The 16,657-nt window shown below is 41.8% G+C and carries 15 protein-coding genes; 14 read left to right on the top strand and 1 reads right to left on the bottom strand.

Going from position 1 to position 16,657, the window contains the following annotated elements:
• Positions 1-10 precede the first annotated feature (10 nt).
• From ftsI to lpxC, 13 genes are all read left to right on the top strand, one after another.
• Complete coding sequence (ftsI, locus tag GTH24_RS14150; RefSeq protein WP_072069273.1) at positions 11-1,807, top strand: peptidoglycan glycosyltransferase FtsI; 1,797 nt, start codon at positions 11-13, stop codon at positions 1,805-1,807.
• Positions 1,794-3,281 (top strand): UDP-N-acetylmuramoyl-L-alanyl-D-glutamate--2,6-diaminopimelate ligase, encoded by a 1,488-nt coding sequence (gene murE, locus GTH24_RS14145; RefSeq protein ID WP_164526546.1) that lies wholly within the window; start codon positions 1,794-1,796, stop codon positions 3,279-3,281. The genes ftsI and murE overlap by 14 nt, the downstream gene beginning before the upstream one ends.
• Positions 3,278-4,660: a UDP-N-acetylmuramoyl-tripeptide--D-alanyl-D-alanine ligase gene (gene murF / locus GTH24_RS14140; RefSeq protein WP_164526545.1), complete on the top strand. Its 1,383-nt coding sequence runs from the start codon at positions 3,278-3,280 to the stop codon at positions 4,658-4,660. The genes murE and murF overlap by 4 nt, the downstream gene beginning before the upstream one ends.
• Positions 4,654-5,736, top strand: a complete 1,083-nt coding sequence (gene mraY / locus GTH24_RS14135; protein ID WP_023581493.1) for a phospho-N-acetylmuramoyl-pentapeptide-transferase — start codon at positions 4,654-4,656, stop codon at positions 5,734-5,736. Before murF ends, mraY begins: the two co-directional genes overlap by 7 nt.
• Position 5,737: 1 nt before the next feature.
• On the top strand, positions 5,738-7,048 hold the full coding sequence (gene murD, locus GTH24_RS14130; RefSeq protein WP_164526544.1) for a UDP-N-acetylmuramoyl-L-alanine--D-glutamate ligase: 1,311 nt from the start codon (positions 5,738-5,740) through the stop codon (positions 7,046-7,048).
• A complete protein-coding gene (gene ftsW, locus GTH24_RS14125) occupies positions 7,048-8,241 on the top strand; it encodes a cell division protein FtsW (RefSeq protein WP_072069269.1) in 1,194 nt (397 codons plus the stop codon). The genes murD and ftsW overlap by 1 nt, the downstream gene beginning before the upstream one ends.
• Positions 8,238-9,320, top strand: a complete 1,083-nt coding sequence (gene murG / locus GTH24_RS14120; protein ID WP_164526543.1) for an undecaprenyldiphospho-muramoylpentapeptide beta-N-acetylglucosaminyltransferase — start codon at positions 8,238-8,240, stop codon at positions 9,318-9,320. Before ftsW ends, murG begins: the two co-directional genes overlap by 4 nt.
• A 41-nt stretch (positions 9,321-9,361) precedes the next feature.
• Positions 9,362-10,825 (top strand): UDP-N-acetylmuramate--L-alanine ligase, encoded by a 1,464-nt coding sequence (gene murC, locus GTH24_RS14115; protein ID WP_072069267.1) that lies wholly within the window; start codon positions 9,362-9,364, stop codon positions 10,823-10,825.
• Positions 10,826-10,830: 5 nt separating this feature from the next.
• Positions 10,831-11,187, top strand: coding sequence for a hypothetical protein (locus GTH24_RS14110; protein ID WP_072069266.1), 357 nt, complete (start codon positions 10,831-10,833; stop codon positions 11,185-11,187).
• Between the two features lies 1 nt (position 11,188).
• Positions 11,189-11,974, top strand: coding sequence for a cell division protein FtsQ (gene ftsQ, locus GTH24_RS14105; RefSeq protein WP_115350670.1), 786 nt, complete (start codon positions 11,189-11,191; stop codon positions 11,972-11,974).
• A gap of 45 nt (positions 11,975-12,019) precedes the next feature.
• On the top strand, positions 12,020-13,276 hold the full coding sequence (gene ftsA, locus GTH24_RS14100; RefSeq protein WP_006533748.1) for a cell division protein FtsA: 1,257 nt from the start codon (positions 12,020-12,022) through the stop codon (positions 13,274-13,276).
• Between the two features lie 70 nt (positions 13,277-13,346).
• Positions 13,347-14,513, top strand: a complete 1,167-nt coding sequence (gene ftsZ, locus GTH24_RS14095) for a cell division protein FtsZ (protein ID WP_072069264.1) — start codon at positions 13,347-13,349, stop codon at positions 14,511-14,513.
• A 98-nt stretch (positions 14,514-14,611) separates the two neighbouring features.
• Positions 14,612-15,529: a UDP-3-O-acyl-N-acetylglucosamine deacetylase gene (gene lpxC, locus GTH24_RS14090; protein WP_036913397.1), complete on the top strand. Its 918-nt coding sequence runs from the start codon at positions 14,612-14,614 to the stop codon at positions 15,527-15,529.
• Between the two features lie 34 nt (positions 15,530-15,563).
• Here lpxC and GTH24_RS14085 read toward each other — a convergent pair whose 3' ends face one another.
• Positions 15,564-16,079, bottom strand: coding sequence for a DUF721 domain-containing protein (locus GTH24_RS14085; RefSeq protein WP_072069263.1), 516 nt, complete (start codon positions 16,077-16,079; stop codon positions 15,564-15,566).
• Between the two features lie 45 nt (positions 16,080-16,124).
• Here GTH24_RS14085 and secM point away from each other — a divergent pair, with 45 nt between their 5' ends.
• Positions 16,125-16,652, top strand: a complete 528-nt coding sequence (gene secM, locus GTH24_RS14080) for a secA translation cis-regulator SecM (RefSeq protein WP_072069262.1) — start codon at positions 16,125-16,127, stop codon at positions 16,650-16,652.
• Positions 16,653-16,657: the final 5 nt, after the last annotated feature.

Genomic DNA, 16,657 nt, shown 5'->3' with positions numbered 1-16,657 from the left:
TAAGGCACGTATGAAATTTTCACGTTCGGCAAAAGCGAAAGCAAAGACAAAGTCAAATGCCAAACTGCGCAAGCCTGAAGAAAAAACAGGATTTGTGAGTTGGCGTTTTGCGTTGCTTTGCACAGGTATTGGTATCGCTTTAGCCGCGCTATTAATCCGTGTTGCCTATTTACAAATTATTAATCCAGATCCCCTTATTCGTGAAGGGGATATGCGTTCTTTACGTGTACAAAAAGTCCCAACTGCAAGAGGAATGATCAGCGATAGAATGGGAAGACCTCTTGCGGTCAGTGTGCCTGTGTATGCTATTTGGGCAGATCCTAAAGTTGTATTAGATGCCAATCCAGATATGACTGACTCTCGTTGGTTAGCGCTTGCTGACGCACTAAAAATCTCCGTCAGTCAAATCGAACAGAAAATTGCTACCGCACCTTCTGCTCGTTTTATCTATCTCGCTCGCCAAGTTAATCCTGAAATTAGTGATTATATTAGTAAATTGAAAATTACTGGGATTAACATGCGCCAAGAATCAAAACGTTATTATCCATCGGGTGAAGTAACTGCTCACATTATTGGTGTAACGAATATTGATGGTGATGGCATTGAAGGTGTCGAAAAAAGTTTTAACCAATGGCTAACCGGTGCTCCTGGCGAACGTGTCGTTCGTAAGGATGGCTTCAACCGTGTCATTGAAAATATTGCTCAAACAGATAGTCAAGCTGCTCATAACTTGATGTTAAGTATTGATGAACGCCTACAATCCGTGGTTTATCGAGAATTAACCAATGCCGTTATCAAGAATAAAGCAGAATCTGGAACCGCTGTTTTAGTCGACGTCAATACAGGCGAAGTATTAGCAATGGCGAATAGCCCATCTTATAACCCGAATAATTTAGCGGGAACGCCTAAAGATGCGATGCGTAATCGTGCTATCACCGATATTTTTGAACCTGGCTCTACAGTAAAACCAATGGTTGTGATGAGTGCACTGAACAATCATATCATTAAAGAAAATAGTGTTATTAATACAATTCCTTATCGCCTTAACGGACATCAAATAAAAGATGTAGCGCTATATCATGAGCTAACGATAACAGGAATATTACAGAAATCGAGTAACGTTGGTGTTTCAAGACTAGCGTTAGCGATGCCTGCATCTGAACTTGTGGATGTTTATTCACGTTTTGGATTCGGGAAGCCAACTAACTTGGGGCTAGTTGGTGAAAGTAGTGGCATATTTCCAATAAAAAAACAACGGTGGTCCGATCTTGAAAGGGCCACCTTCTCATTCGGGTATGGGCTAATGGTAACGCCGTTACAACTAGCGCGTGTCTATGCAACGATTGGTAGTTTTGGTATTTACCGTCCTCTCTCAATTACAAAAGTTGATCCTCCTGTACCAGGAACGCGAGTCTTCCCTGAGCCAGTAATGAAAACCGTTGTGCATATGATGGAAAGTGTTGCATTGCCTGGTGGCGGTGGTGTAAGTGCGGCTATTAAAGGGTATCGCATTGCGATTAAAACAGGTACGGCGAAAAAAGTAGGGCCAGACGGAAAGTATATCAATCAATATATCTCTTATGCGGCGGGTGTTGCGCCTGCGAGTCGTCCACGTTTTGCGTTGGTTGTGATAATCAACGAACCTAAAGCGGGTAAATATTACGGGGGCGCAGTATCTGCACCGGTGTTTGGCACAATCATGGGCGCGGTTTTACGAACAATGAACGTAGAACCAGATGCATTGATGCCAGACGATAAAAATGAATTTGTAATTAAAAAAGAAGAGGATACAAGTGGCCGATCCTAACTTAAGTGACCTATTAGGGGCACTCGGGATACAAGCACCGTCATTGATGCTCAAAGACATGACACTCGACAGCCGAAAAGCGGCAAGCGGTGATCTTTTTATCGCCATTAAGGGTCATGAAACTGATGGTAGACGCTATATTCCTCAAGCAATTGCTCAAGGTGTTTCAGCGGTATTAGCGGAAGCACAAGATGTCGCAACGCATGGTGAAATTCGTGAAAGCCACGGCATACCTGTTATTTATATTGATAATCTCAATGCTGAGTTATCAAAATTAGCAGGATATTTTTATCATAAGCCTGCTGAAAAACTGAAATTAATTGGTGTTACTGGGACTAACGGAAAAACAACAACAACACAATTGTTAGCGCAGTGGGCACAAGGTTTAGGCGAAACCAGTGCTGTGATGGGAACGGTAGGTAACGGACTATTAGGTCACGTTGTTCCAGCCATGAACACCACAGGCTCTGCGGTTGATATTCAATTAGAGTTACAACAACTATTAAATAAAGGCGCGACATTTACAGCGATGGAAGTCTCTTCTCATGGCTTAGTGCAAGGTCGCGTTAGCGCTTTACCTTTTGTGGCGAGTGTGTTTACCAATTTAAGTCGTGATCATCTTGATTACCATGGTGATATGGCAAATTACGAAGAGGCAAAATGGTTACTGTTCTCCACACATCATAGTGGTGAAAAAATCATTAATGCTGATGATACTGTTGGTCAAAAATGGCTATCACGTTTGCCAGACGCTGTTGCAGTGACAATGGATAATAAATTGCCAGTAAATTGGCAAGGCCGCTTTGTTAAAACAACAGACATTAATTACCACGATGAAGGCGCGACTATTCGCTTTATCTCAAGCTGGGGTGAAGGAGAAATTGAAAGTCCATTAATGGGGGCATTTAATGTCAGTAATCTATTATGTGCTTTAGCGACATTGTTAGCGCTGGAATATCCATTAGATGCTGTGATTAAGGCATCATCTGCACTCACTCCTGTTTGTGGTCGAATGGAAGTGTTTAGTGCTGATAATCGTCCTACTGTTATTGTCGATTATGCTCATACTCCTGATGCGCTAGAAAAAGCACTCCAAGCCGCTCGTTTACACTGCTCTAGTAAATTGTGGTGTGTGTTTGGTTGTGGTGGTGATAGAGATAAAGGTAAGCGCCCACTAATGGGTGCAGTCGCAGAAGAATTAGCAGATAAAGTTGTTATCACTGATGACAATCCACGTAGTGAAGAGCCACAAGCCATTATTCAAGATATTCTTTCTGGTTTAATGGATCCTGGTCGTGCAATTGCTATTGAAGGTCGAGCAGAAGCAGTGACTAACGTGATTATGCAAGCCGACGCTAATGATATGATTTTAGTTGCGGGTAAAGGGCATGAAGATTACCAGTTAGTCGGTTCACGTCGCCTTGATTATTCGGATAGATTAACCGTTGCACGGTTATTGGGGGTGATAGCATGATCCCTTTATCACTCGAAATCATTGCACAAGTCACTGATGGTAAGTTGAGTCATATTGCTCAAAGCCAAGCTAATCAGCTAACGATTAAGTCAATTTCTACAGATAGTCGCAATATCGATGAATATTGCCTCTTTATTGCATTAGCGGGTGAGCGTTTTGATGCGCATAACTTTATCGCTGATGTTAAAGAAAAGGGCGCTGTTGCTGTATTGGTCAATCGTGAAATTGATATTGATTGTCCGCAAATCATTGTGAAAGACACCCGTTTGGCAATGGGGGCGGTTGCTACTCATATCCGTTCACTGAGCACTGCTAAAATTGTGGCATTAACAGGCTCTTCAGGAAAAACATCCGTCAAAGAAATGACGGCTTCAATTTTGCGTCATTGTGGTGAAACTTTATATACCCACGGTAATTTAAATAACGATATTGGTGTGCCACTAACACTGTTTCGTTTAACACCAGAGCATCGTTTTGCTGTTATTGAGCTAGGTGCAAACCATATTGGTGAAATTGCCTATACCGTGGATATGGTTAAACCAGATAGCGCCTTGGTAAATAATCTCTTTTCTGCTCATATTGAAGGTTTTGGCTCACTTGAAGGCATTGCCCAAGCAAAAGGCGAAATCTTTACTCATCTAAAAGAGCAAGGTACAGCCATTATTAATCTTGATAGTAATGGCTTACCTCTATGGAAACGCCATTTTAATGCACGTCAAACGCAATGGTCTTTCTCTTTATCAGCTCAAAGCAATGCGGATTTTTATCCGACGGATATCGCTGTTAAGCAATTCACCACTAACTTCACCTTACATACACCAGAAGGTTGTGTTGAAGTCACTCTTCCATTGCCAGGGCGTCATAATATTGCCAATGCTTTAGCTGCCAGTGCACTGGCACTTTCAGCAGGTGCAACGCTTGATGCGGTTCGTCTTGGATTATCGACATTAAAAGCGGTACCAGGAAGATTGTACCCTGTGGAGTTAACCACAGGAAAAATGGTGCTAGATGATACTTATAATGCGAACGATGGTTCGATGATCGCGGGCTTACAAGTTTTATCACAATTACCGGGATATAAGATTTTTGTTGCAGGAGATATGGCTGAGTTAGGTAAAGACTCAGAGAAATGTCACCGCGATGTGGGGCGTTTTGCACACAATGCAGGGATTGATAGTGTATTTACTGTAGGGGATCACAGTCACTTTATTAGTGATGAAAACCAAGGTGGTCAGCATTTTACATTTAAAGCCGACTTACTTGCTCAATTAATTCCATTATTACAGCAGCATGATGTTGTTTCAGTTTTAGTAAAAGGTTCACGAAGCTCCGCGATGGAAGATATCGTGAACGCATTAAAGGAGTGCTTTGAATGTTAGTTTGGCTAGCCGAATATTTGGTTAAATACCATACATTTTTTAATGTGTTTTCTTATCTGACATTCAGGGCGATTGTTGGTTTATTGACGGCATTAATTATTGCTTTGTGGATGGGGCCTCACCTCATCGCTTGGTTACAAAAAATGCAAATTGGGCAAGTGGTTCGTAGTGAAGGGCCAGAGTCTCACTTTAGCAAACGTGGTACACCAACAATGGGCGGGATTATGATCCTGTTCTCTATCTCCATTTCCACACTACTATGGGCAAGATTAGACAACCCCTATGTTTGGTGTGTGCTGCTGGTTTTAATTGGTTATGGCGTCATCGGCTTTGTTGATGATTATCGCAAAGTCGTTCGTAAAGATACCAAAGGCTTGATCGCACGTTGGAAATATTTCTGGCAATCCGTGTTGGCGTTAGTCGTTGCATTTAGTATGTATGCTATTGGTAAAGATACACCTGCAACACAGCTAGTCGTTCCATTCTTTAAAGATGTTATGCCTCAATTAGGCATGCTTTATATTTTATTGGCGTATTTTGTCATTGTAGGAACCAGTAACGCCGTTAACTTAACGGATGGTTTAGACGGCTTAGCTATAATGCCAACCGTTTTTGTGGCAGCCGGATTTGCTTTGGTTGCATGGGCGACTGGTAACGTTAATTTTGCAAGCTACTTGAAAATTCCTTATTTAATGCATGCTGGCGAATTAGTGATTGTCTGTACCGCCATCGTCGGTGCGGGTTTAGGTTTCCTTTGGTTTAATACTTACCCAGCGCAAGTCTTTATGGGAGATGTTGGTTCTCTCGCATTGGGTGGCGCGCTAGGTACGATTGCTGTGTTATTACGTCAAGAATTCTTATTAGTGATTATGGGCGGTGTGTTTGTTGTTGAAACACTCTCCGTTATTTTGCAAGTCGGTTCATTTAAATTACGTGGTCAACGTATTTTCCGCATGGCCCCAATTCATCACCATTATGAATTAAAAGGCTGGCCTGAACCTCGTGTTATTGTCCGCTTCTGGATTATATCGCTGATGTTAGTACTTATTGGTCTGGCGACGTTAAAGGTACGTTAAGATGGCAAATTATCAGGGAAAAAAAGTCGTTGTTGTTGGGCTTGGAATAACAGGCCTTTCCTGCGTTGACTTTTTTATCCGTCAAGGTGTTACACCTAAAGTGATTGATACGCGCCAAAAACCAGGAGGCTTAGATAAGCTTCCTATTGACGTTGAATATCATACAGGCAGTTTTCACCAAGCATGGCTTAACGATGCGGATTTAATTATCTCAAGTCCTGGTATTGCCCTTTCAACACCTGAGCTTGTTGAAGCTGCAAGTTGTGGTGTCGAAATTGTGGGGGATATTGAACTATTTTGCCGCGAAGCAAAAGCACCTATTGTGGCTATCACAGGCTCTAACGGTAAAAGCACAGTCACAATGCTTGTGGGTGAAATGGCAAAAGCGGATGGCATTCGTGTTGGTGTTGGGGGAAATATTGGTGTTCCTGCACTGACTTTACTAACTGAGCCTCATGATCTTTATGTATTAGAACTATCAAGTTTTCAACTAGAAACCACGTATAGTTTAAAAGCGGCAGCGGCAACAGTCTTAAATATTAGCGAAGATCATATGAATCGCTATCCATTAGGATTGGAACAATACCGTGAAGCGAAATTACGTATCTATGATAATGCCAATACCTGCGTTTATAACCAAGATGACACACTCACATTACCTTTAGCGGGTAAAGATGGCCGTTGTGTCAGCTTTGGTGTAAGACAAGGCGATTATCAGCTTGATAACACGAACCGCGTCTTAAAAGTAAAAGGTGAAAAAGTTCTTTCAACGTCCGAAATGTATCTTTCAGGACAGCATAATTATACCAATGGACTTGCAGCATTGGCACTTGCTGATGCGGTAGGGATCACACGTAAAGCGGGATTGGAAGTACTGAAAAACTATCACGGCTTGGCTCACCGTTTTCAATTAGTTTATTCACATCAAAATGTACGTTGGATAAATGATTCTAAAGCAACTAATGTCGGTAGCACAGAAGCAGCCCTTCGTGGCTTAGACGTCGAAGGTACATTGCATCTTTTATTAGGAGGCGATGGAAAATCAGCCGATTTCACTGCTTTATTGCCTTATATCAGTGGCGGCAATATTCGTCTCTATTGCTTTGGACAAGACGGGCAAGCCCTAGCAAGTTTACGGCCAGATGTCTCTTTATTAACTGTGACAATGGAAGAGGCAATGCGTGCATTAGCCCCTACTGTTAAACCAGGGGATATGGTGTTGCTTTCACCTGCTTGCGCAAGTTTAGATCAATTTAAATGTTTTGAGCAACGTGGTGATGAATTTGCACGCTTGGCAAGGGAGCTTGGCTGATGAGCATATTCGCAATGCGAAGACTAAAACAGTGGTTAGTGGGCAGTTATCAAACTGAGAATACGGCGTTTGTACCGTATGATCGCACTTTGCTCTGGTTTACTTTCGGATTAGCGGTTATCGGTTTTGTCATGGTGACATCAGCTTCAATGCCAGTTGGTCAACGACTTGCAGAAGATCCTTTCTTATTTGCAAAGCGTGATGGGATTTACCTTATTGTGGCGTTTTGTATTGCGTTAGTCACTATGCGTATTCCTATGGCAATTTGGCAACGTTATAGCAGTTTAATGCTGTTTGGTTCAATACTACTTTTATTAGTGGTATTGGGCGTCGGAAGTTCGGTTAATGGTGCTTCACGTTGGATTGCTGTGGGGCCATTAAACTTTCAACCTGCTGAATTATCAAAACTGGCTTTATTTTGTTACTTATCTAGCTACTTAGTTCGAAAAGTTGAAGAGGTCAGAAACAACTTTTGGGGTTTCTGTAAACCGATGGGTGTTATGTTAGTGCTGGCTGTTTTACTGTTATTGCAGCCAGACTTAGGTACCGTGGTCGTGTTGTTTGTTACCACATTGGCACTTTTATTTTTGGCGGGTGCTAAAATTTGGCAATTCTTAGCGATTATCGGCTCAGGTATTGCCGCTGTGGTTATGCTTATCATTGTTGAACCTTATCGTGTTCGCCGGATCACTTCTTTCTTAGAGCCTTGGGAAGATCCATTTGGTAGTGGTTATCAATTAACGCAATCTTTGATGGCATTTGGCCGAGGCGATTTGCTTGGGCAAGGTTTAGGAAACTCAGTACAAAAACTGGAATATTTACCAGAAGCACATACCGACTTTATTTTCTCCATTTTGGCAGAAGAACTTGGTTATATCGGTGTGGTTTTAGTGCTTTTAATGGTATTCTTCATCGCTTTTCGCGCGATGCAAATTGGGCGACGTGCATTGATGCTCGATCAGCGCTTTTCAGGCTTTTTAGCATGTTCAATCGGGATCTGGTTTACATTCCAATCATTGGTCAATGTAGGTGCGGCAGCAGGCATGTTACCAACGAAGGGATTAACTCTTCCTCTTATTAGTTACGGTGGTTCAAGTTTGATTATTATGTCAACAGCCATCGTGATGTTGTTACGAATAGATTATGAAACACGTCTAGCACAAGCTCAGGCGTTTGTAAGGAGCCCAAAATGAGCGAGCGTAGACGCCGTTTAATGGTAATGGCTGGTGGCACGGGTGGACACGTATTCCCCGGGCTAGCTGTTGCTCATTATCTACAATCCCAAGGTTGGGAAATCCGATGGTTAGGAACGGCGGATAGAATGGAAGCTGATTTAGTACCTAAACACGGTATTGATATTGAATTTATTCGCATTTCTGGCTTACGTGGTAAAGGTATTAAAGCATTAATAGCAGCGCCAATTCGTATTATTAAAGCTATTTTTCAGGCGCGTACCATTATGAAACGTTATCAACCTGATGCTGTACTTGGTATGGGCGGTTATGTTTCTGGCCCAGGTGGTGTAGCAGCTTGGATGTGTGGCATTCCTGTTATTTTACATGAACAAAATGGGATTGCTGGATTAACCAATCGTTGGCTATCCAAGATTGCTAAACGTGTATTACAGGCTTTTCCTGGCGCATTTCCTAAAGCGCCTATTGTTGGGAATCCTGTACGTGAAGATGTGTTAGCGCTTGAAGCGCCATCGGTACGATTAAAAGAAAGAGCCGGTCCCATTCGTGTGTTGATTATTGGTGGTAGCCAAGGCGCTCGAATTTTAAATCATACCTTGCCGGTGGTCGCTGGTTTGCTTGGTGAACATGTTACAATCTGGCATCAAGCTGGAAAAGGTGGCGAAAGTGATACAAAAACACGCTATCAGAATGAATTAGCAAAAAATTCAGTTAAATCTGAATATAAAGTTACTGAATTTATTGATGATATAGCGCAAGCTTACCAATGGGCTGATGTTGTTGTATGCCGTTCAGGTGCATTAACAGTCAGTGAAATTGCCGCTGCGGGATTACCCGCTATTTTTGTTCCCTTCCAGCACAAAGATAGGCAGCAATATTGGAATGCCCTGCCATTAGAAAAAGCAGGAGCTGCGCGGATTATCGAGCAAAATGATTTAACTCCAGAAGTCATTGCACAAAACCTGAAGCAGTGGGATAGAGAAACATTGTTAGCGATGGCAGAAAAAGCAAAAAGTGTTGCGATTACGGATGCCACAGAGCGTGTAGCAAATGTGATAATCGAAGTGGCAAAAAAATAAACGTAACCTGTAACCATTAACTTAGAGTGAAGAAGTAAATAGTGAATACACAACAACTGGCAAAATTAAGATCGTTTGTGCCTGAAATGAGAAAAGTTAAGCATATTCACTTTATTGGCATCGGTGGTGCTGGTATGGGTGGGATTGCCGAAGTGCTAGCGAATGAAGGCTATGAAATCAGTGGTTCTGATTTAGCGCCAAATGCCGTTACACAACAGCTCGTTGCTTTGGGCGCAACTGTTTATTTTAATCACCGCCCTGAAAATATTCGTGGCGCTAGTGTTGTTGTGGTCTCGACTGCAATCAGTGCTGAGAATCCTGAAATTATTGCCGCAAGAGAGGCACGTATTCCAGTTATTCGTCGTGCTGAGATGTTGGCTGAATTAATGCGTTATCGTCATGGTGTGGCGATTGCAGGAACTCATGGTAAAACCACCACGACAGCAATGATTTCAAATATTTATGCACAAGCAGGATTAGATCCTACTTTTGTAAATGGCGGATTAGTTAAATCAGCAGGTACGCATGCTCGTTTAGGATGTAGCCGTTATTTAATCGCCGAAGCTGACGAAAGTGATGCGTCGTTTTTACATTTACAACCTATGGTAGCTGTCGTTACGAATATCGAAGCAGACCATATGGATACATATCACGGTAATTTTGACAATTTAAAAGAAACGTTTATTACCTTTTTGCACAATTTACCGTTTTATGGTCGTGCAGTGATGTGTCTTGATGATGATGTTATCCGTTCTATCATCCCTAAAGTCGGTCGTTATATTACGACTTACGGGTTTAGTGAAGATGCAGACGTTCGAATTACGCATTATGAACAAAAAGGTGCTCAAGGCTTCTTCACTATTTCTCGTGAAGATATGCCTGATTTACAAGTTGTATTAAATGCGCCTGGTCGTCATAACGCATTAAATGCCACTGCAGCTGTGGCGGTTGCTACTGAAGAAGGTATTGCTGACGAACATATTTTAGCAGCATTACTTAACTTTCAAGGTACGGGGCGCCGTTTTGACTTCTTAGGTAATTACGGCCTTGAACATGTTAATGGTCAAGAAGGTGAGGTGATGTTGGTCGATGATTATGGCCATCACCCAACAGAAGTTGACGCAACGATTAAAGCAGCGAGAGCAGGTTGGCCAGATAAACGTCTAGTCATGATTTTCCAACCGCATCGTTATACGCGTACACGTGATTTGTATGAGGACTTTGCTACGGTTCTCAACCAAGTTGATATTTTATTATTAACAGATGTTTATTCTGCCGGAGAAACTCCGATTGCAGGCGCAGATAGTCGCTCACTTTGTCGAACAATTCGCCAGCGTGGCAAGTTAGATCCTATCTGGGTATCTGATGTCGATAATATTTCATCAATATTAGCGGGTGTATTAACAGATAATGATCTTGTTTTAGTTCAAGGTGCTGGAAATATTGGTAAAATAGCGCGTCGCTTAGCAGATACTAAACTACAGCCATCTTTAAGCGAGGATTAAGACGGATGTTTGAGCAAGTGAACATCATTTATGGTGAAATAGGTAATCAACTCGCTGTAATGATGAGGTGTTATGAGAAAAATAGCACTGTATTGGCGAAAAAAATGAACGAGAATTCGCTTGCTCAAAACCATGTTGAGAAAAAATTTCAGTTAAAAAGCAAGAAAAATGCAGAAAAATTCGCAATTTCTTCTTTTAAAGTAAATAATTCTCAACAGATTGAACAATTTAGTGATTTAATTATCAAACCTAAAGGTGTTCATAAAGTATATATATGTAGGAAAAGTATTAATCGAAGGAACATCGGACAAAAGGATGGGCGATTCTCTGGTTTAAACGTTGCTCAGGAGTTAGTGGGTTAATATGTCACAAGCAGCGCTAAATATAAAAGAACACAAAGAGAAACAGCATTCTGACAGACCGAGTAATGGTACTTATTTATCAGGATTAATTTTTTTCTTATGTGTGATTGCCACTATTGTTTGGGGTGGAATACAAGTAGTTAACTGGATGAAAGATGCAAATCGTCTTCCTATCTCAAAACTTGTATTAACCGGTGAGAGGCATTACACAACAAATGATGATGTGCGTCAGGCGATTTTATCTTTAGGGCAGCCAGGCACATTTATGACACAGGATGTGAATATCATTCAGCAACAAATTGAGCGTATGCCATGGATTAGGCAAGTCACTGTACGTAAACAGTGGCCTGATGAGCTTAAAATCCATCTGGTAGAGTATGTTCCCTTTACCCGCTGGAATGATACTTATTTTCTTGATAAAGAAGGCCGTGTTTTCAGCTTGCCAACGCAATTGGAAACCAAAGGTAATTACCCTTTGTTATATGGCCCTCAAGGAAGTGAAAAAATGGTGTTATCAGGTTATGTGGCAATGAGAGATCAACTTCTTGCAAGTAATCTGAATTTAAAAGCAGCGTCAATGTCTGCACGTCAAGGATGGCAATTAGTTTTAGACAATGATGTCCGATTGGAGTTAGGTCGTAAGGATAACGAAAAACGGATCGCTCGCTTTATTGAGTTGTATCCGATACTGCAACAAGAAACAGATAAACGAGTTGATTATGTTGATCTGCGTTATGACAGTGGTGGTGCAGTCGGATGGGCTCCTTTATTACTTGAGAATGAATAAACAAGACGTGGCAGATGACACGATGAAGGCGAAGGCAGAACAATAATGATCAAAGCGACGGACAGAAAATTAGTAGTTGGTCTTGAGATTGGTACGGCCAAAGTAGCCACCCTTGTCGGTGAGATCCTGCCTGATGGTGTTGTAAATATTATTGGGGTAGGAAGTTGTCCATCTCGAGGCATGGATAAAGGTGGCGTTAACGATCTTGAATCCGTCGTAAAATGTGTGCAACGGGCGGTAGATCAGGCCGAATTGATGGCTGACTGTCAAATATCTTCAGTATATTTGGCGTTATCAGGCAAGCATATCAGTTGCCAAAATGAGATTGGTATGGTGCCAATTTCAGAAGAAGAAGTGACTCAAGATGATGTTGATAGCGTGGTTCATACTGCGAAATCCGTCAAAGTAAAAGATGAACATCGGGTTTTACATGTTATACCGCAAGAGTATGCCATTGATTATCAAGAAGGGATCAAAAACCCTGTTGGATTGTCGGGTGTACGTATGCAAGCTAAAGTTCATTTAATTACCTGCCATAACGATATGGCAAAGAATATTGTAAAAGCAGTTGAACGCTGTGGATTAAAAGTGGATCAACTGATTTTTGCGGGACTGGCTTCAAGTTTCGCTGTATTGACAGAAGATGAACGTGAGCTTGGTGTGTGTGTTGTTGATATTGGTGGCGGTACGATGGACATCGCCATTTATACTGGTGGAGCATTAAGACACACTCGCGTTATCCCTTATGCTGGCAATGTGGTAACAAGTGATATCGCTTATGCGTTTGGTACACCCCCAAATGACGCTGAAGCTATCAAAGTTCGCCATGGTTGTGCATTAGGCTCTTTAGTTGGTAAAGATGAAAATGTCGAAGTTCCTAGTGTCGGAGGCAGGCCACCAAGAAGTCTGCAACGACAAACTCTTGCTGAGGTGATTGAGCCTCGTTATACCGAATTGCTCAATCTTGTTAATGAAGAGATTTTAAAAGTTCAAGAACAATTACGCCAGCAAGGGATTAAGCATCATTTAGCTGCAGGTATTGTGCTAACAGGTGGTGCTGCACAGATTGATGGACTTGTTGAATGTGCTCAACGTGTTTTTCACACGCAAGTACGGATCGGTAAACCGTTAAATATTACCGGGCTAACAGATTATGCGCAGGATCCCTACTACTCAACAGCGGTTGGGCTTTTGCATTACGGTAAAGAATCCCACTTTGGTGAGGAAACAGAAACCGAAAAACGCTCTGCTGTCAGTGGTTTGTTTAAGAAACTTACCGGCTGGCTGAAAAGAGAGTTTTAATAATCAGACAAATTTAAAAAGAGGTCGTTTGAGCAAGCGACCCTGAGAAGGCACAAAACGGAGAGAAATTATGTTTGAACCTATGGAATTAACCAACGATGCGGTGATCAAAGTCATCGGCGTTGGTGGCGGCGGCGGTAATGCGGTTGAGCACATGGTTCGTGAACGTATTGAAGGCGTAGATTTCTTTGCAGTCAATACGGATGCTCAAGCGCTACGTAAAACAGCAGTCGGACAAACTATCCAAATTGGTAATGCCATTACGAAAGGCTTAGGTGCAGGTGCAAACCCTGAAGTGGGTCGTAATGCCGCAGAAGAAGACCGTGAAGCGTTGCGTGCAGCGCTTGAAGGTGCCGATATGGTCTTTATCGCAGCAGGTATGGGTGGTGGTACGGGTACAGGTGCCGCACCAGTTGTTGCTGAAGTTGCTAAAGAGTTAGGTATTTTGACCGTTGCTGTAGTAACTAAGCCTTTTAATTTTGAAGGCAAAAAGCGTATGGCATTTGCGGAACAAGGTATTACTGAGCTATCCAAGCATGTTGACTCATTAATCACTATTCCTAATGACAAATTATTAAAAGTATTGGGTCGTGGAATTTCATTATTAGATGCGTTTGGCGCGGCTAATGATGTCTTAAAAGGTGCAGTTCAAGGTATCGCTGAGCTAATCACCCGCCCAGGTTTAATGAACGTTGACTTTGCTGACGTAAGAACCGTGATGTCTGAAATGGGTTATGCCATGATGGGCTCAGGTGCTGCTAAAGGTGAAGATCGCGCTGAAGAAGCTGCAGAAATGGCGATTTCAAGCCCATTATTGGAAGATATCGACCTGTCTGGTGCGCGTGGTGTGTTAGTCAACATTACCGCTGGCTTTGACTTGCGTCTTGATGAATTTGAAACAGTGGGTAATACCATTCGTGCATTTGCATCAGATAACGCGACTGTGGTTATTGGTACATCCCTTGACCCAGAAATGAATGATGAACTGCGTGTAACTGTCGTTGCAACAGGTATCGGCATGGACAAACGTCCAGAAATTACGCTGGTAACGAATAAGCAAAATCAGCAAAGCGCAATGGAGAATCGTTATCAGCAAATGCAAAATAGCATGTCTTCTTTTACTGCTGTAGAAGAAAGCAAGCCAGCAGCAAAAGCAGTTAACGAACAATCTACTCAGGCGAATAAAGAGCCCGATTATTTAGATATCCCTGCGTTCCTGAGAAAACAGGCTGATTAATCGCCAAAAAGATTGGCATCTCCGCTTTTTGTGCTAAACTGTCCTGCCAATTATAAGTATAATAATTGGTAGGACGGATAACATTGCGAGATAAAATGATGATCAAACAACGGACATTAAAACGAATTGTACAAGCAACTGGTGTGGGTCTTCACACGGGTAAAAAAGTTACGCTTACAATGCGTCCGGCGCCAGCAAATACTGGGGTCATCTACCGTCGTACTGATTTAAATCCACCGGTGGATTTTCCAGCAGACGCAAAATCAGTTCGTGACACTATGCTATGTACTTGCTTAGTTAACGAAGATGATGTGCGTATATCAACCGTTGAGCATTTAAACGCAGCACTGGCTGGTTTAGGCATTGATAATATCGTAATTGAAGTGAATGCACCTGAAATTCCAATTATGGATGGAAGTGCAGCACCTTTTGTTTTCTTGTTACTTGATGCGGGTATTGAAGAACTTCGTACTGCGAAGAAATTCATTCGTATCAAAGAAACAGTACGTGTAGAAGATGGTGATAAATGGGCAGAAATGCGTCCATACAATGGGTTTAAATTAGATTTTACTATCGATTTTAATCATCCAGCCATTGATGCAAGTACACAGCGTTATAAATTAGATTTCTCTGCTGAATCCTTCATGAGCCAAATTAGTCGTGCTCGTACTTTTGGATTTATGCGTGATATTGAATATCTGCAATCTAAAGGATTGTGTTTAGGCGGAAGCTTCGATTGTGCGATTGTGGTTGATGACTATCGTGTTCTCAACGATGATGGCCTGCGTTTTGAAGATGAATTTGTTCGTCACAAAATGTTGGATGCAATCGGTGATTTATTTATGTGTGGCTATAACATTATCGGTGAATTCACCGCGTTTAAATCTGGTCACGCATTAAACAATAAATTACTCCAAGCTGTATTAGCAAAAGAATCTGCATGGGAATTCGTCACATTTGAAGACGAAGCACAAATGCCAGTGGCATTTAAAGCTCCCTCAATGGTTTTTGCTTAATTTCAGCGATGGAAAGCACGTTAATTATCTCTAATTAACGTTCATCTTTGGTTGCACTTGTACTCTCTCCGGCAAGTGCAGCCAACCGCTCTAACTTCTCTCTTAACTTCTTCGGACTTTTCTGCGCCAAATACTTTAATGATTGAGCACTTTCTAAACTCAAGTGACGTCTCTTTGTAGGCTCTTGTTCTTTTAATGATGATATTAAAGATCTTTTTTCCGGTTTTATTCCTAAAGTCGGATTAATTTTGATGTCTATTGAGGATAAGGATGGTAAAATTTCTTGTCTTAATGCAGAAAGTAATGATGGAGTTTCATAACGTAATCGTGTTAACCAACTTGCGTTTGCTACTTCAATAATTAAAATAGCATTGCGATAATTTGCGACACGGCATTTATCTTGTAAAGGAACCGGTAAAAGAGCCATGACGGCGCGATTTAATTTTAGTAAAATCGTTGCACGCTGTTGTATGAGTTGTAATGTATTCTTATTGGAACCTTCAAGTTCTATGAAGATTTTTTCCAATGATTGTGGGTAACTATCCCGCATAGATTTTGACTCCACAAAATAAAAATTAATGAGCAACAAAGGTTAATGAGCATTATAAGTTTTTGGCGACAGTTTGGCAGGCGATATTTTTGGTCGCATCTGCTTTTAGGGATGGTAGCAGCAGGTATTGGAATACCTTCGCTGTTGTCTGCTCATGCCGAAAATCCACATCAAACAGATACACCTTCTTCTCAAAATCGTCAAAGTCAGGCACTCATTGCGTTTGACAACTTATTCTTACGTCAAAGTGTACAGAATCCTGCCTCATCCTTCACCTTTAATTACTGGCAACAGCATGCAGTAAAAAATGTTATTAAACAGCTTTCTTTTGCGTTCACCATTAATTCTCCTGAATTGATGGTCAAAGCCAAAGATGAGCCGTCTCCGGTTTCCAATGTTGCAGAGGTCATGCTTGATACTCTGTATGCGTTATTAACAGACACATCATCAACCGCATTAACGCATTTGCCGCTTTCTGGCTATGCTTTAGCACAGAATACCACTTCTTATCATACCGGATTGTGGCTTGCACAAATCCGTGGGATCCGCGCTGGACCTTACCTAACCGCTTAATTGAG

It is taken from the genome of Proteus vulgaris (assembly GCF_011045815.1).
Taxonomy (GTDB): domain Bacteria; phylum Pseudomonadota; class Gammaproteobacteria; order Enterobacterales; family Enterobacteriaceae; genus Proteus; species Proteus vulgaris_B.
Note: the sequence above shows the minus strand (reverse complement) of the source record. Positions and strands in the feature narration are given on the sequence as shown.

Excerpts from the sequence above, each read along its gene's own strand:
- ftsI (WP_072069273.1), top strand. The coding sequence starts at position 11 with ATGAAATTTTCACGTTCGGCAAAAGCGAAAGCAAAGACAAAGTCAAAT.
- murF (WP_164526545.1), top strand. The coding sequence starts at position 3,278 with ATGATCCCTTTATCACTCGAAATCATTGCACAAGTCACTGATGGTAAG.
- mraY (WP_023581493.1), top strand. The coding sequence starts at position 4,654 with ATGTTAGTTTGGCTAGCCGAATATTTGGTTAAATACCATACATTTTTT.
- murD (WP_164526544.1), top strand. The coding sequence starts at position 5,738 with ATGGCAAATTATCAGGGAAAAAAAGTCGTTGTTGTTGGGCTTGGAATA.
- ftsW (WP_072069269.1), top strand. The coding sequence starts at position 7,048 with ATGAGCATATTCGCAATGCGAAGACTAAAACAGTGGTTAGTGGGCAGT.
- murG (WP_164526543.1), top strand. The coding sequence starts at position 8,238 with ATGAGCGAGCGTAGACGCCGTTTAATGGTAATGGCTGGTGGCACGGGT.
- GTH24_RS14110 (WP_072069266.1), top strand. The coding sequence starts at position 10,831 with ATGTTTGAGCAAGTGAACATCATTTATGGTGAAATAGGTAATCAACTC.
- ftsQ (WP_115350670.1), top strand. The coding sequence starts at position 11,189 with ATGTCACAAGCAGCGCTAAATATAAAAGAACACAAAGAGAAACAGCAT.
- ftsA (WP_006533748.1), top strand. The coding sequence starts at position 12,020 with ATGATCAAAGCGACGGACAGAAAATTAGTAGTTGGTCTTGAGATTGGT.
- ftsZ (WP_072069264.1), top strand. The coding sequence starts at position 13,347 with ATGTTTGAACCTATGGAATTAACCAACGATGCGGTGATCAAAGTCATC.
- lpxC (WP_036913397.1), top strand. The coding sequence starts at position 14,612 with ATGATCAAACAACGGACATTAAAACGAATTGTACAAGCAACTGGTGTG.
- GTH24_RS14085 (WP_072069263.1), bottom strand. The coding sequence starts at position 16,079 with ATGCGGGATAGTTACCCACAATCATTGGAAAAAATCTTCATAGAACTT.
- secM (WP_072069262.1), top strand. The coding sequence starts at position 16,125 with ATGAGCATTATAAGTTTTTGGCGACAGTTTGGCAGGCGATATTTTTGG.